At 36.7% G+C, this 15,956-nt stretch carries 15 protein-coding genes; 11 read left to right on the plus strand and 4 right to left on the minus strand.

All coding sequences use genetic code 11. The annotated features are described in order from the left end of the window. The first annotated feature begins 128 nt into the window (after window positions 1–128). Entirely contained in the window at window positions 129–1,217 is a 1,089-nt protein-coding gene (locus RGQ13_RS05345; protein WP_348392531.1) for a DUF4382 domain-containing protein, read from the plus strand. A 76-nt stretch (window positions 1,218–1,293) separates the two neighbouring features. Here the strand turns inward: RGQ13_RS05345 and RGQ13_RS05350 are convergent, their stop codons facing one another. After that, entirely contained in the window at window positions 1,294–2,958 is a 1,665-nt protein-coding gene (locus RGQ13_RS05350) for a dipeptidyl-peptidase 3 family protein (RefSeq protein ID WP_348392532.1), read from the minus strand. A 217-nt stretch (window positions 2,959–3,175) separates the two neighbouring features. Between RGQ13_RS05350 and RGQ13_RS05355 the strand changes: the two genes are divergently transcribed. Further along, the gene (locus tag RGQ13_RS05355) at window positions 3,176–3,673 is read left to right on the plus strand and encodes a glycine cleavage system protein R (protein ID WP_348392533.1); all 498 of its coding nucleotides are present in this window, start codon (window positions 3,176–3,178) and stop codon (window positions 3,671–3,673) included. Window positions 3,674–3,811: 138 nt separating this feature from the next. On the opposite strand, the gene RGQ13_RS05360 is transcribed toward RGQ13_RS05355, so the two are convergent. Further along, the gene (locus RGQ13_RS05360; protein ID WP_348392534.1) at window positions 3,812–4,783 is read right to left on the minus strand and encodes a PstS family phosphate ABC transporter substrate-binding protein; all 972 of its coding nucleotides are present in this window, start codon (window positions 4,781–4,783) and stop codon (window positions 3,812–3,814) included. Window positions 4,784–4,985: 202 nt separating this feature from the next. On the opposite strand from RGQ13_RS05360, the gene RGQ13_RS05365 reads away from it, so the two are divergent. The 3 genes from RGQ13_RS05365 to phoR all read left to right on the plus strand — a co-directional run bounded on the left by RGQ13_RS05365 (window position 4,986) and on the right by phoR (window position 8,257). Beyond that, the gene (locus RGQ13_RS05365; protein WP_348392535.1) at window positions 4,986–5,942 is read left to right on the plus strand and encodes a porin; all 957 of its coding nucleotides are present in this window, start codon (window positions 4,986–4,988) and stop codon (window positions 5,940–5,942) included. Between the two features lie 300 nt (window positions 5,943–6,242). After that, complete coding sequence (phoB, locus tag RGQ13_RS05370; protein WP_348392536.1) at window positions 6,243–6,935, plus strand: phosphate regulon transcriptional regulator PhoB; 693 nt, start codon at window positions 6,243–6,245, stop codon at window positions 6,933–6,935. Window positions 6,936–6,952: 17 nt separating this feature from the next. Then, the gene (gene phoR, locus RGQ13_RS05375; protein ID WP_348392537.1) at window positions 6,953–8,257 is read left to right on the plus strand and encodes a phosphate regulon sensor histidine kinase PhoR; all 1,305 of its coding nucleotides are present in this window, start codon (window positions 6,953–6,955) and stop codon (window positions 8,255–8,257) included. A 53-nt stretch (window positions 8,258–8,310) separates the two neighbouring features. Here the strand turns inward: phoR and RGQ13_RS05380 are convergent, their stop codons facing one another. Further along, a complete protein-coding gene (locus RGQ13_RS05380) occupies window positions 8,311–8,637 on the minus strand; it encodes a phage holin family protein (protein WP_348392538.1) in 327 nt (108 codons plus the stop codon). A 69-nt stretch (window positions 8,638–8,706) separates the two neighbouring features. On the opposite strand from RGQ13_RS05380, the gene rdgC reads away from it, so the two are divergent. The 5 genes from rdgC (at window position 8,707) to RGQ13_RS05405 (ending at window position 12,884) form a co-directional block, all read left to right on the plus strand. Next, window positions 8,707–9,633 carry a recombination-associated protein RdgC gene (gene rdgC, locus RGQ13_RS05385; RefSeq protein WP_348392539.1) on the plus strand — a complete coding sequence of 309 codons (927 nt, stop codon included), beginning with the start codon at window positions 8,707–8,709 and terminating at the stop codon, window positions 9,631–9,633. 161 nt (window positions 9,634–9,794) lie between these two features. Further along, entirely contained in the window at window positions 9,795–11,219 is a 1,425-nt protein-coding gene (gene trhP, locus RGQ13_RS05390) for a prephenate-dependent tRNA uridine(34) hydroxylase TrhP (RefSeq protein WP_348392540.1), read from the plus strand. Window positions 11,220–11,235: 16 nt separating this feature from the next. Beyond that, window positions 11,236–11,490 (plus strand): YfhL family 4Fe-4S dicluster ferredoxin, encoded by a 255-nt coding sequence (locus tag RGQ13_RS05395; RefSeq protein ID WP_348392541.1) that lies wholly within the window; start codon window positions 11,236–11,238, stop codon window positions 11,488–11,490. A gap of 140 nt (window positions 11,491–11,630) precedes the next feature. Continuing rightward, complete coding sequence (locus RGQ13_RS05400) at window positions 11,631–12,002, plus strand: ribosome recycling factor family protein (protein WP_348392542.1); 372 nt, start codon at window positions 11,631–11,633, stop codon at window positions 12,000–12,002. A gap of 84 nt (window positions 12,003–12,086) precedes the next feature. Continuing rightward, window positions 12,087–12,884 (plus strand): enoyl-CoA hydratase-related protein, encoded by a 798-nt coding sequence (locus tag RGQ13_RS05405; RefSeq protein ID WP_348392543.1) that lies wholly within the window; start codon window positions 12,087–12,089, stop codon window positions 12,882–12,884. A 57-nt stretch (window positions 12,885–12,941) separates the two neighbouring features. Here RGQ13_RS05405 and ettA read toward each other — a convergent pair whose 3' ends face one another. After that, window positions 12,942–14,624 (minus strand): energy-dependent translational throttle protein EttA, encoded by a 1,683-nt coding sequence (ettA, locus tag RGQ13_RS05410; protein ID WP_348392544.1) that lies wholly within the window; start codon window positions 14,622–14,624, stop codon window positions 12,942–12,944. A gap of 270 nt (window positions 14,625–14,894) precedes the next feature. Here ettA and RGQ13_RS05415 point away from each other — a divergent pair, with 270 nt between their 5' ends. After that, a complete protein-coding gene (locus tag RGQ13_RS05415) occupies window positions 14,895–15,926 on the plus strand; it encodes a hypothetical protein (RefSeq protein WP_348392545.1) in 1,032 nt (343 codons plus the stop codon). Window positions 15,927–15,956 lie beyond the last annotated feature (30 nt).

The raw sequence follows: 15,956 nt of genomic DNA on the forward strand, positions 1-15,956 counted from the left end.
TTTAATATAATAAAGCCCTAAGTAAACAATTGCTTAGGGCTTTTTTGTTGCTTTTATTAGGTTCTGCTGAAGAAAGTTTTTAATTATCAACTAAAATATATGTACTTTCTTAATTAAGTAGGTGACTTATGTTTAATAACAAAATTAGTTACGCTGCTCTCATGTTGTCTGTAGGTGTAGGCCTCTACAGTTGTGGTGGTGATTCTAGCAATGAACCAACTGTATCAGTTCCATTTTCGCTTGGGGTATCCGATGCTTTTGTTGATGATGCTGAAGAAGTTAATATTGAAATTGATAAAATTACCATAACTTCAAGTGATGGTGATGTAGATGAAATTGATATGTTTTATGATGCAGAGTCAGACTCCCAAGTTGATACCATTAAAATTAACTTGTTAGATTACCAAGGTGATGATCAGGTAACTATTGTTAATGAATCAGCGGGTATAGAGTTAGCAGTTGGAACTAGCACTATGGAACTAACTGTTATTGATTCTGGCTCTTATGTTGTACTAGACGAATATGCTGATGATTTTCCTGATGAGGATAAAGTTAAGTACGATATAAAGGTACCTAGCTCTAGGCTAAGATTAGGGGGATTTGACGTTGTCTTAGGAGCAACTCAAACTGAGGATACACCAGGGTTTACTATTGAATTTGATCTAACTAAATCTTTAGTTTTAAGAGGTAATGATCCTGCTAAAAATGGTTTTATTATCAAACCTCATGGAGTAAGAATTATCAATAGTGCAAGTAATGGTACTATCTCAGGTGTCGTAAACCTTTTAGATGAAGCGATGTTAGGTTGCGAAGGTGATATTCATACTGTCTATTTATATAAAGGTGAAAAATCTGCGATTGAAAATTCATTTTTAGCTGATAATTTTGATCCTGACTTTGTTGATAATGCTGCACCTCCTGAAGCTGAAGAGCCATTTACAAGTACAATGGTTATGAAAGATGAAGAGGGTGAGCTGAGTTATGAAATTGGCTTTATTCCGAACGGAGATACTTTTGGCGGCGGCGTTCCTGAAGATTCTTTTTATCGAATTGCCTTTGCATGTAATGTTGGGGATGTAAATTTAGATCCTGCTTGGGAAGATGAATCAGAAATATTTAATGATTTGATGATCCCTAATCCAGATACACAATTAACAGTAGTGGAAGTACTAACTGGACAAACTGTTACTGTGGATTTTCCTGTTCCAAAACCTTAATTATTAATTAAGGTTTAAAAAAATAAAAACAGCGCTCCATTAGCGCTGTTTTTTTTGTTGAAAATTTTCAACTAATTTAAAGATCTAAAACCATCTTGCCTTGCTTAAAGACAATATCTACAGGAATACTCGCCGCTTCAAGTTTGGCTAGATCGGCAGCTAAATCTTCTCTAATAATTCCCATGTCAGCAACTAATTTACCAACACCATCATAATCGCCATTGCCTTGTAGGTTTAAAATTAATTCAGACAATGAATCTATGGCTTGTGTCATTTTATCCATATCAACTTTGTAGAAACCCATGTCATCTTTGGCAAATGCACCGTTATCACTAAAGTAATTAAAGCGCACCATATTGGCTTTACCATGAGCACTTGATGCGCCAAAGCGAACTGAACGGAAAATGCCGGCCATAAATGTGGTGTAGTAATCTTTTAATTCACCTTCACTTATTGCGCCTTTCGCTAACAATTGGCGAATCATGTACAAGCCAAGAATATCGGCTTTACCTTCTTCTAATGCCGAAGAATGTTCTTTCAGAGCCTGGCGTACAGTACCTTTATTGTTAATGGTGTTTTTAATGCCTAAGCCATGCGCGACTTCATGAAACATAGTGTTGGCAAAAAAAGCAGTAAAGGTTACATGTTTTCTGTCTTCCTCACTCACTAACTGATCTGCAATCGGTAGCATAATAGCGTCGAACTTAGCACGCATGGCATTTTTAAGTTGTAAGCGACGAGTACCTTTTTCAAGTTGTACTTGTTCATCATTTGGCAAGTTAATGGCAATAGTTTTAGAACCAGCATTTGAATGTCCTGCATAATAAACTACGTCATAAGCATTTAAATCTGCATCTGAACCAGGAACTTCCGCTTTATATTTTTTGCTTACTGGTAGGCCTTTTTGTAATTCAGGTAAAAAGGCTGCATATTTCGCTAAGCGTTCACTCCAGCTTAAATCTTTAATCAATACATATGATTCGAAACCTGCTCGATAACCATAAAGTAAATCTTCATATGTTTCGATAGGCCCAATTACTACATCAATAGGATTATTCTTCATATCCATCCAAGCAAAATCTGACGCTTGATATTCATCTGTTCTAAATGCTTCAGCTCGCATGGTTAAGTAATTAGCAAATTCTTTATCATCGGCAAAACTTGCTGCTTTTTCTAAGATTGCTGCCGCACGCTCTAGTTGTTTACTAAAGGCTTCAGAGTACGGAATAGAAAACAATTGACCTTTCTCGTTTCGTTTTACCACTGAATATAAAGATTTATTGCCTTTAAAGTCTGATTGTTCAAACTCTTCTTTAGTCATATCATCAGGGTAAAACTGGGCGCCTAAAGACTTTTTATTAATGTTAGTTAACAGTGGTTTATCACCATTTAATCTATCCCATGGGCCATAGTTAATTTCTATAAAACGACGGGTGGCAGGATCTTTAATACCAGCTAGAAATTCTTTTTTATTATCGCCAAATGCTTGTTGCCAAAATAGATTGTCGATAATTTTTGAAGCATCAATTAATAACGAAATAACCTGTTTTTGGTTACTGCTTAAGTGACTTAAATCGGCATCTAAGGTAACTTCTTTATAAATATTTAGTCTAGATTGAGCATCAGCTAACAATACATGTTCTGTTGAATTGTTATTGTTGTTATCTGAGCAGCCTGACAATAAACCTGCAGTTAAACCGCAACCTAATAATAATGTTGCCGCTATTTTGTTAAGTTTCATCTTATTCTCTTTGTTATCTTTGTTTTTAACTTGCTTAATTAACTTTATTAAGCTGTATTTATAAACTAAGACTAAAAAATAACAGTGCTTATAGCAACCTTATATAAAAAATATATAAAATTCTTTGCGTAAATAAATAGGCTCTGTTATTAATTAATTGAATTCATTAAAAAGTATTAGTTTTTTCACAATTTATTTGTTCTTAAGGGGATGATTTATGAGACATGTTGTAATTTCTTTTTTAGGTAAAGATCGCCCTGGCATCGTAGATAACATAGCTTCTATTGTTAAACAGTATAATGGAAACTGGCAAACCAGTAGTTTACGTCATTTATCAGGTTTCTTTTGCGGCATTATTGAAGTACTCGTAAGTGAAGAAAATGCTGAAAATTTGGCGTGTGATGTTCAAAAGGTTGAAGGTTTAAAGGTGAATGTAGAGGTAACTCAACCGTCTCAATATAACGAAAATACAATTTCACTCGAGCTTACTGCAAATGATAGGCAAGGTATTGTTGGTGAAATCTCTGCAGTAATTCATAAACAGCATGGCAACCTAGTCAAGTTGGTAAGTAGCCAAGGAAGTGCACCAGATTTTGGCCACCCGATCTTTAAAGCATCAGCAATTATTGCCATTAACGGAGAAGATAAAGTAGATAATTTAGTGGATGCTTTAGAAAGTATTTCCGACGATTTAATGGTAGATATTAACGTCTAAATAAATCTGCTGCGTATTTTTATACTTGCCACTGCGTGGGGCAAAAAATTAAGGTAGATATTTGATAAAAAACGCCCCTACATGAAATATGTAGAGGCGTTTTTATTTGATAAATTAATTACTGATTAAAAATTGAATCTACAAACTAAGACCTAATTTCTTAAGTTCTTTATTAACTACTGATGAAGGAAGTGGAATATAACCATCTTTTTCAACAATTTTTTGACCAGACTTCGATAACACCATTTTTAAGAATTCAGCCTCTTTAGGAGCTAATGGCTTGTTTGGGTGTTTATTTACATATACGTATAAGTAACGAGAAAGAGGGTAATCGCCAGAAATCGCATTAGCCATGTTAGCTTCAACGAAATTGTTACCTTTTTTACTTAATGGTAAAGCACGTACGCCAGATGTTTTGTAGCCAATTCCCGAGTAACCAATACCATTTAATGATGCAGAAACTGATTGCACAACCGACGCTGATCCAGGTTGCTCATTTACAGTGTTTTTAAAGTCACCTTTACAAAGAGCTTTCTCTTTAAAGTAACCGTAAGTACCTGATACAGAGTTGCGACCATATAATTGTATATCTTTACCTGTCCAGTCACCTTCTAAATCTAAAGCACCCCAACGGTCAACATCAATTTCGCCTCGACATTTACGATTGCTAGAAAATATCGCATCTACTTGCTGAATGCTTAACCCCTGTATTGGGTTATCTTTGTGAACAAACACTGCTAGAGCATCAATGGCAACACGAACCGGTGTAGGTTTATAGCCGAATTTTTTTTCAAAAGACTGAATTTCTTTCGATTTCATTTTACGGCTCATTGGCCCTAAACCTGATGTAGATTCAGTTAATGCTGGCGGAGCCGTTGAAGACCCTGCTGCTTGAATTTGAATGTTTACACTTGGATAAGTACGTTTAAATTCTTCTGCCCAAAACGTCATCATGTTTGCTAATGTGTCAGAACCTACAGAAGACAAGTTACCTGATATACCACTCGTCTTTTTATATACTGGTAAGTCACTGTCTATTGCTAAAGCGTTTTGGCTTGTTAGCGTTGCGACTGCAATACTTACACCAGTTAATATGCTTTTAAGTTTCATCTATCTCTCCAAAGAGTTTTAGTTATTAAAGTTAAGGTTTAAATTTGATGAAGCCATCTTAAAAGAGCTATGTGACGTTTTTATGACATTGCTGGAATTAATTAAATTTAAAGATTATTACAATGTGTAATAAAAGTGTAATATTCAACTGCCATTATAGCCACAATTACAAAACTTAATGATATTTAAACAGGGTAAACCTATGAACTTAGTTAAAACTACAATGGCTTTAACAATAGCCGCTACATTTACTGCACCAGTAATGGCTTCTGACGAAATTAACTTTTATGGTAAAGCGAACGTTGGTTTGCAGTATTCAGACGAAGGTGGTGAATCTCAAACAGAAGTTAAATCAAATGCTTCTCGTTTAGGTGTAACTGGTGATCTTAAAGTCAACGACTCGTTATCGGTTGTTTATAAAGCCGAAGTTCAAATTGAAATGGCAGACGACTCTGATGATACAGATAACATCAAAGGCCGTAACCAGTACATTGGTTTAAAAGGCAACTTTGGTACTGTTTTACTCGGTCGTAACGACACTATGTTGAAGCAATCACAGGGTAAAATTGATTTGTTCAGTGACTACGAAGGCGATATTAAAAACCTTTGGAAAGGTGAAAACCGTATGGGTGAGTCAGTAAGTTATGTTTCTCCAAAATTTGGTGATTTCTCTGCCGGTGTTACTTATGTCGCTGAAGGTGACGATGACCAGGGTGGTGAAGCCGGTATATCAACTGCAGTATTTTACGGTGACTCAGGACTGAAAAAATCAAATTGGTTTGCTTCTGTTGCACTCGACAGTGAAGTAGATGGTGAAGATGCAATGCGCTTTAATGTTGCAACCAAATTGGGGGCATTCAAGCTTGGTTTTATTGCTCACTCTCAAGAAGTTGTTGCAACAGGTGAAGAAACTACTGGTTTCATGTTTTCTGCAGCGTACAAACTAAACAAAGACTTCACTTTAAAAGGTCAGGTACAGACAGCAGAAGAAGATTTTGGTGATAAAGCAGAAAAAACAGCATTTACTGCTGGTGTTGATTATGCGCTGGCTAAAAACGCTAAGCTTTATGCATTTTACACTGCATTTGATTTAGATGAAGATGTAACTGGTGATGAAGATCAAAGTTATTTATCAACAGGTATTGAATATAAATTTTAATATCAAAACCTCATACTAATAAAGCCACTTAATTGTGGCTTTTTACTTCATAGATGATGGAATGCCAACTTGCCAATGACCGCTGCTACGCATCCCCGCGTCCTCGGCATTCATAACATCCTGTAAATCATGGAAATAAAGTTACTTTAGCTAAGATTTTTTATTTGCTTACAAACCTTTACTAAACTTCTATAATTGAAATCGTATCAACAGTTATATAAATATTAACACTGTCATAAAACTGTCATCTAAGTAGGGCATGATAGTTTACAAGTTATTTAACATTTGTCAGGAAACGCTATGAGCCGACAAATTTTGGTAGTAGAAGACGAAACCGCAATTAGAGAAATGATCACATTTGTGCTTGATCAAAATGGTTTTAATGCCATTGAAGCTGCAGATTACGAGCAAGCAAAAGCGCTGTTGGTTGACCCGTTGCCGGATTTAGTTTTATTAGATTGGATGCTGCCGGGTGGCAGTGGTCTTAAAATTGCGCGCGAAATAAAGCTGCAAGAATATACAAAAAAAATACCTATCATAATGCTCACCGCACGCTCTGATGAAGACGATAAGGTAAGAGGATTTGAAGTAGGTGTAGATGATTATGTTACTAAACCTTTCTCACCTAAAGAGTTAATTGCTCGCATTAAAGCGGTTATTCGCCGTGTTGCACCAACTTCATTAGAAGAAGTTATAGAGTTTAAAGGTTTAACTTTAGATCCTGTTTCTCATCGAGTAAAAATTAATGGAAATCCGATAGATTTAGGCCCAACTGAATTTAAAATGTTACATTTTTTTATGGCCCACCCCGAAAGAGTCTATTCTAGAGAACAATTACTTGATAATGTATGGGGCACAAATGTTTATGTTGAAGATAGAACCGTAGATGTTCATATTAGACGCCTTAGAAAATCCATTACAGGGCAAGGTCATGAAGAGTTTGTACAAACGGTTCGTGGTGCTGGTTATCGATTTTCAAGTAAAGTAAGTTAATTAGGTAAAGCACCTTTATGATCTATCGCTTTTCTACAAAGCAATTTATTTTTAAGCAGGTTTTATATATTTTAGCCAGTATCTTCGTCGGTTACTGGCTTAATAGTATTTGGCTGTGCTTATGGATTTATATCGCAGGTTCTCTACTATGGAATTACCAGCATTTAATTAATCTTATCGATTGGTTATGGCAAAAAAACTTACTCCATCCTCCTGAGTCAAAAGGGATTTGGGGCCATGTTTATGACGGTATTTATCGGCGTATCAAAACATACCGACAAAAACAAAAGCAATTAAATGCGCGGATACGCCAATTTCTTGATGGTGCTGAAGCTCTGCCAGATGCCGCAATTGTTTTAGGCTTAGATTATTCTATTCGCTGGGCAAATAAAAAGGCTACTCGACTACTCGGCATTAAATGGCCTGCGGATTCTGGTCAACGAATAAATAACCTTGTGCGTTCTCCAATACTTACCAAATATTTGAAAAAGTCAGATTTTTCAGAGCCCTGTAGCATATTATCACCTGACGATGATAATCAACAACTTGAGTTAAGATTTATGACCTACGGTGACGACCAGTACTTATTACTGGCTCGTGATGTTAGTCAATTAAAACGCTTAGAAATGATGCGACGTGATTTTGTCGCCAATGTTTCACATGAGCTCAAAACACCGTTAACGGTTATGCGCGGCTATGTAGAAATGGTACAAGAAGATGATGATATTCCGGCCCATTGGGGTAAATCATTCGCCACTATTGAACAGCAAGTCACTCGTATGGATAGGTTGGTGCAGCAATTATTATTACTGTCGCGTGTTGAAGTACATACCGACGAAGATATCCGCGGGCAAGTGAATATGCCAAAGATCATAGAACAGTTAGTGGAAGATATAAACTGGTTAAATAAGAAAAAACAGCACACTATAAATATTGAAATAGATCCTAAACTTGGTATTTTAGGCATAGAATCTGAGCTAAAAAGTGCTTGTTCTAACCTTATGGTTAATGCGATGAATTACACTCCTGAAGGCGGTAACATTAATGTGAGTTGGACTCTCGTAGATGACTCTTGTTTATTTAGTGTTACAGATAATGGTTGTGGAATTGAAAGCAAAGATATTGGCCGATTGAGTGAACGCTTTTATCGAGTTGATAAGTCACGTTCACGTGATACCGGCGGTACTGGGCTAGGTTTAGCTATCGTGAAGCATGTTGCTAATCATCATAATGCTCGACTCTCTATTGAAAGTGAAATAAACAAAGGCAGTACATTCACTCTTAAATTTAAAGTCGAAGACAGCTTTACTATACGTTGCTGAAAATATAAACCATTCCTTCCTGAACTCGTTTCAGGATCTCCTCGAAACAATAATTAAATCAGCCAATTCAACAATAAATTAATTGCAGAAATAATTAGTGAGGCAATAAAGGTTGTTTTGAGATCTTTGATCTCAAAATCGTCAACAATCTGGTCGGTTAACCACAATAAAATAGCGTTAAGTACAAACACAAATAAGCCAAAAGTTAATATGATCAATGGCATAGAAAAGAACACCATCAACCACCACAATAATAGGTCAGCTACACTATAAACCACAGCAACGATAATCGCAGTTACAAAGCTTTTTAAACGTATTCCCTCCATCATTCTAGAAACTAAAAAAATAGATATACTTAGTAGTAATAGTTTGGTTATCATGCCTGTCCAATAATTAAAATTCTCAATATCAATCTCCCATTTTAAACTTTTGGGAAAGGAAATACATCCATGTGGTTTAAAAATTTATACATTTTCGCTTTTACCAAACCGTTTACACATAGTGAAGAAGACTTAGAAAAAGCATTGCATGAGCATGTGTTTGCTCGTTGTGGTTCAACCGAGTTATCTCGTTTTGGTTGGTCCAATGCCTTAGGTAAACATGGTGAGAGCTTATTACATTACACCAATGGCTGTTTCTTTTTAAATGCTCGTAAAGAAGAAAAAATGCTTCCAGCATCTGTTATTAAAGAAAAGCTAGAAGAAAAAGTTGAAGCACTGCAACACGAGCACAGTCGTAAAGCGACTAAAAAAGAAAAAGAACAATTTAAAGAAGATATCACCTTTGAATTACTGCCTCGTGCTTTTTCTCGTATCAGCGATACTCAAGGTTACGTTTGCCCTGAAAAAAATATTATAGTGATAAATAGTAGCTCTCGCGGTAAAGCCGAAGACTTTTTAGCTTTACTACGTAAATGCTTAGGCTCATTACCAGTAACCAGTTTTGTACCGGAAGCTGGCGCAGAAACTACGATGACGAGTTGGTTATTAGAACAAACTTTACCAGAGCGTTTCACTATTGGCTTTGAAGGTGAATTAAAAGCAATGGGCGATGACGGCGCAGTACTTCGTTGTAAAAACCAAGACTTATTATCAGATGAAATTTTAGCCCACTTAGGTGAAAACGGTGAAAAGCAAGTTGTTAAAATCGCTTTCGATTGGGATCAAACTTTGTCATGTGTATTAGCGGATGATTTAAGTGTTAAACGTGTTAAGTTCCACGACAGTGTTTACGAGCAAAATGAAGACATTCCAACCGACGACATGATAGTAAAAATTGATGCCGACCTTACTTTGATGACTGGCGAAGTAAATCGCTTTATTGAAGATATGTTAGCGCAGTTTGAATTAGCGACTAACTCTTACCTAGAAGATTAGCCGCAAACCCATTACTTTGATTGATCTAAATTAAGGTTCGTACATTTAATAACAGTTGTTAACTGAATGTGTATTGAACCTTTTGCCCTCTGCGATTAAAATACCGACCTTTTTAATGTCCTTATCTACATAGGACAGAACCAAATAGGGTTGGTACTTACATGTTTACACCAGAATTATTATCTCCTGCTGGCAGTCTTAAAAACATGCGTTATGCATTCGCCTATGGCGCTGATGCGGTTTATGCTGGCCAACCTCGTTATAGTTTACGTGTTCGTAATAATGAATTTAATTTAGCTAATCTTGAAATTGGTATAAACGAAGCTCATGCACTTGGTAAAAAGTTGTATGTGGTAAGTAATATATCTCCGCATAATTCAAAGCTAAAAACCTATTTAAAAGATATTGAGCCAGTAATTGCAATGAAACCTGATGCACTTATTATGAGTGATCCTGGCTTAATTATGATGATCCGTGAAGCTTATCCTGATATGTCTATTCATTTATCAGTGCAAGCTAATGCAGTTAACTGGGCAACTGTTAAGTTTTGGCACCAACAAGGTGTGGAGCGAGTGATATTATCTCGTGAATTATCGCTTGATGAAATTGAAGAAATTCGCATGCGCGTACCTGAAATGGAAATTGAAGTTTTTGTTCACGGTGCATTATGTATGGCTTACTCTGGTCGCTGTTTATTATCAGGTTATATTAATAAACGAGATCCTAATCAAGGTGCTTGTACTAATTCTTGCCGATGGTCTTACAATGCCCATGAAGCGAAAGAAGATGAACATGGCGAAATTATTGCCGTAGCGCCGCAAGCTGAAATAATAGCACCACAGCAATCTATTGTTGGTAGTGAAGAGCCTGAACTTTGGATACCAGAACAAGCTAAAGTTGACCAACCACCAACGGATGAAGTGTTCTTATTACAAGAGCAAGGTCGTCCTGGCGAATATATGCCAGCGTTTGAAGATGAACACGGCACTTATATCATGAACTCTAAAGATCTACGTGCTATTGAGCATGTAGAGCGTTTAGTGAAAATGGGCGTGCATTCATTAAAAATTGAAGGCAGAACTAAATCTTTCTATTATTGTGCTCGTACAGCGCAAATATACAAGCAAGCAATGAACGATGCTGTTGCTGGCAAGAGTTTCAATGAAGACTTAAAAGGCAACCTAGAACATTTGGCTAGTCGCGGCTATACCGAAGGTTTCTTGGCTCGTCATCGCCATGATCATTTGCAAAATTATGAATACGGTTACTCAAAATCTGATAGCCAACAATTTGTTGGTGAAGTGTTAGGCCGAACCGAAGACGGTTTAATTGAAATTGATGTTAAGAATAAGTTTTTAACTGGCGACTCAATTGAGTTAATGACACCACAAGGTAACATTAGCTTTGTTTTAGAGTATATGCAAAACCGTAAAGGTGAAGAAGTAACCGATGCTAAAGGCTCTGGTCACTTCGTGCAAATTAAACTCGAAACTGAGTTTGATTTAGAATACGGCATAATTATGCGTTATTTAAATGAAGGCGAAAATACTCGCCATCCTTTTGCACAAAATCAAGCAAAGGCTTAAAGGTAATTTAATAACAATGGCGTTACTCATATTAGATACTTGCATAAACTGTGACATGTGCGATCCCGAATGTCCGAACGAAGCTATTACGCTTGGAGAGGAAATTTATGAAATTGATCCAGATAAGTGCACCGAATGTGTGGGACACTATGAAAAAGCGCAATGTGTTATTGCCTGTCCAATAGACTGTATTAAGCCTGATCCTAACCATGTTGAATCAGAAGAAGATTTATTGGTTAAATGCTATGAAATGCATGGGATACCAGAATAATCCAATGTGAATTACCAATTCAAACCCACTGAATATCTGTTCTTTAATAGCAATGGGTATAGGTGGGTTTGTTGTTTATTCATAGCTTGGTATACTCAACGTTAAATTTACTAATAACCTTTAATTAAGAGACTGAATCTTTGCCTGCAGTACACCATATCTTATTGCCATCTTTTCTACGTCGTGCCATGCGAGCGTTTGAATTAAAGGCACTAGTAAGACAATCTGGTTGTGAATTAAATCGTATTGGACGCTCTCGTAATTGGCGACTCACCGCTGATCGTGAGCAAATGACGACAATAATTAAACTTGTTCGTGAATCAGAAGAAGAGACGTGGCAATGGTTAGTAAAGTTAATTGAAAAAGAGCGGGGTAGTTTTACTCATGCTGAAATATTAAATTTAGTTAAGCGCAATCCTGGCATAAGTGTTACCGAATTAGTTATTCTAGCTAATTGCACTATTGCCGAAGCACGTACAGCTATTGATGAATTTGAATGGTCTGAAGAATAGCCAATGCAATAATCGAATAAAAATTGTAAATTGAATTTTACAAAAGGTAATATGTAGTAATTACCAATAGCAAAAGAATGTAAAATGTCATTACCTCAATTAACTGATTGCACCTTATCATCCAATAACAACATAGTTACTCTCACCTTTAATCGTCACGATGTTCGAAATGCGTTAACCAGTACTCATATTGCTGACGATATCGTAGATACCATTACTTGGATCAATAAAACCGCTGATATTGCTGTACTTATCATCACCGGTGACGGCTCTGCATTTTCATCTGGCGGTAATATTAAAGATATGGCTAATCGTAGCGGTGACTTTGCTGGCGATGTAAGTGAACTTGAAAATAGATATCGTCAAGGCATACAGCGAATTCCTTTGGCTATTCAAAAGTGTGAAGTACCAGTTATTGCCGCTATTAATGGCCCTGCTATTGGTGCAGGTTTTGATATTTGTAATATGTGCGATTTACGTATTGCTTCAACTAAAGCTAAATTTGGTGAAACCTTTGTAAATTTAGGAATTATTCCAGGAGATGGTGGTGCATGGTTTATGCAGCGAGTTATAGGCTATCAAAAAGCTGCTGAGCTTACTTTTACCGGCAAAGTAATTGATGCAGTTGAAGCGAAAGAAATTGGTTTATTATTAGATGTTGTCGAACCAGAGCAATTATTAATTAAAGCAAACGAATTAGCCGCTGAAATTGCCAGCAAACCAACTGCGTCGTTGCGTTTAACCAAACGGTTGATGAAAATGGCACAACGTACGGAATTACCCGACTTTTTAGATATTTGTGCGGTAATGCAGGGCATGTGTCACAACAACCCTGAACATTTAGATGCAGTAAATGAATTAATGGCAAAGTTGGCGAAATAAAAAAATACCGTTGTCATCAATGGCAACGGTACTTATGATTTTCCTAGTTCCTATTTTTTACGCTGTAATACGCTTGTACTTAATACGGTGTGGCTCAGTGGCTTGTGGACCAAGAGTTTTCTTCAACCACTCTTCGTAATCAGTAAAGTTACCTTCGTAGAAATTCACTTGCCCTTCATCACGATAATCGATGATGTGAGTAGCAATTCTGTCTAAGAACCAACGATCATGAGAAATAACCAGCGCACAACCAGGGAATTCTAAAATTGCTTCTTCAAGTGCACGTAAAGTTTCAATATCTAAGTCATTGGTTGGCTCATCGAGAAGTAGTACATTGCCACCAGTTTTAACTAGTTTTGCTAAATGTACACGGTTACGTTCACCACCAGATAATTGACCAATAATTTTTTGTTGATCTGTGCCTTTAAAATTAAAGCGGCTTACATAAGCTCTAGCTGGAATTTCATAAGTGCCAATTTGAATGATTTCATTGCCTTCAGATATTTCTTGATAGACTGTTTTAGAGTCATCCATATCATCACGGAATTGATCAACGCTGGCAAGTTGCACTGAATCACCAACAGTAACAGCACCTGAGTCAGGTGTTTCTGCACCCGAAAGCAATTTAAATAACGTAGATTTACCAGCACCGTTTGGTCCAATAATACCAACGATTGCACCTTTAGGAATTGAGAAGCTTAAACCGTCAATTAATACACGCTCACCGTATGACTTAGTAATGTTCTCAACATCGATAACTTTGTCACCTAAACGTGGTCCTGGTGGAATATATAGCTCGTTAGTTTCGTTACGTTTTTGGTTTTCATTACTTGATAACTCTTCAAATCTAGCCATACGTGCTTTTGATTTAGCTTGGCGACCTTTCGGATTTGAACGAACCCAATCAAGCTCATGCTTAATGGTTTTTGCTAGTGCATTTTCGGTACGTTTTTCTTGTTCAAGTCGAGCATCTTTTTGCTCAAGCCAATTGGTATAGTTACCTTCATATGGAATACCATGGCCACGGTCTAACTCTAAGATCCAACCGGCAACATTATCTAAGAAATATCTATCATGAGTAATGGCTACAACGGTACCAGGGTAGTCATGTAAGAAACGTTCTAACCAAGCAACAGATTCTGCATCCAAATGGTTAGTTGGTTCATCAAGCAATAACATGTCAGGTTTTTCAAGTAATAAACGACATAAAGCAACACGGCGACGTTCACCACCTGACAATACTTTAACTTTTTGATCCCATTCAGGTAAACGAAGGGCATCAGCAGCGCGTTCAAGTACATTATCAATATTATGACCGTCTTGTGTTTCGATGATTGCTTCTAGCTCACCTTGTTCTTTTGCAAGGGCGTCAAAATCTGCGCCTTCTTCAGCGTATTCCATGTACACAGCATCTAAACGTGCTAAGGCATTTTTAACCTCAGAAACTGCTTGTTCAACAATTTCGCGTACTGTTGCTTCTTCATCGAGTTGTGGCTCTTGTTCTAAGTAACCAACTTTAGTACCAGAAAGTAACTTAGCTTCACCTTCAAATTCAGTATCAACACCAGCCATTATACGAAGTAGGGTAGATTTACCTGAACCATTTAAACCCAAAACACCAATTTTAGCGCCAGGGAAAAATGAAATAGAAATGTCTTTTAATATTGTACGTTTTGGTGCAACTATTTTGGAAACACGGTTCATCGACATGATGAATTTGTCTGGTAGCGGCTGAGCCATGAAGAGACCTTTTCAGTTATGGAAAATTATATAAGCAGTATTTTAGTTTAAGAACGAGTCTATTATCAACCGGTATAGTAAATTGGATCGTGAAAAGGTTAATTTAAAAGTTAACCACAGGCATTACTTTGAGAAAATAACCAAGGTTGAATTGTTTTCATATTAAGCTATAACTTACATATATATTAATAAGAAATTAGTATTATCTTAAAGCAGAACAGTTCTAGCTAATATGATAAAACTAGCAGTGTTTATTTGGATGGATTCAAAATGTCAAAATTATCACACCATAACCATAACCATAACCAATTCCAATTTATCAACTTCTTCAGTATTTTATTTTTGTGCTCTCTGTTATCTGCATGTGGCGGCGGCGGGGGAGGTTCAAAAGATGATACGCCTTTGCCATCAGCTAACATTGATAGTAGCAATGCACTGCAAGTACTTGCAGAAGTTAGCGAAGTTGTATTAGGAACAAATGAATTAGGCAGTGCTGTCGATTTTTCAAATCAAAATGTTGAAGTACCAAGGAACATGAGTACACCTACTGCAATGTCTGGTGCTACATTAGTAAGTCAAAATACGTTAACTGGGGTTCTTATAAATAACACGCCAATTGGACCTGAAACTATAGATTGTTCCGTTAGTGGTACGCAAAAGTTATGGGGAGACCTTGCCGATTTAAATACTCTAAGCGTTGGTGATACTATAAACATTGAGTCTAATATGTGCGATGACGGTTACGGTGAGGTTGTTGATGGTTTATTAGAAATGACCATCACCAGTATTGAAGGAGATTTAGATTATTTAGAGTCTCTGTTAGAAGTCGACGTAAAATTTACTGACTTTATGACAACCGCAGAAGGTGAGAGCATAACCTTTGATGGTGATATAAGTATGCTGATGGATACACTCTCACCACCACTTGAGGTTCTTGGAGTTTCAGGTAAAAGTTTTTCAATTGATTCTCAAGGTAAGACTGTAACTATGAGAAATTTTTCAGATACTTTTAGCGTTGACACGAGTACCTTTCCTATTGAGTGGCAACAGAGTGCAAATGGGAGCCTCACCAGTAGTGAGTTTGTCGGCTCTGTTAATTATGAAACATCTGTAACCTTGATGGGGTCAGGTGAAGGCTACCCAAATACCGGTGAACTATTTGTTAGTGATACAAGCGGTGCCAGTTTAAGGCTTATAGTTATTGATGCCGAAAATGTTCAGATTGATGCCGATTACGATGGTGATAAAGTGGTTGATGAAACTTTTTATTTAACCTGGATTGAGTTTGAAGAATATAGCTAATCTGAATCAATAAACTAGGTTATATATAGA

The sequence above is a fragment of the Thalassotalea psychrophila genome, from assembly GCF_031583595.1.
In the GTDB taxonomy this organism is placed as follows: Bacteria; Pseudomonadota; Gammaproteobacteria; order Enterobacterales; family Alteromonadaceae; genus Thalassotalea_A; species Thalassotalea_A psychrophila.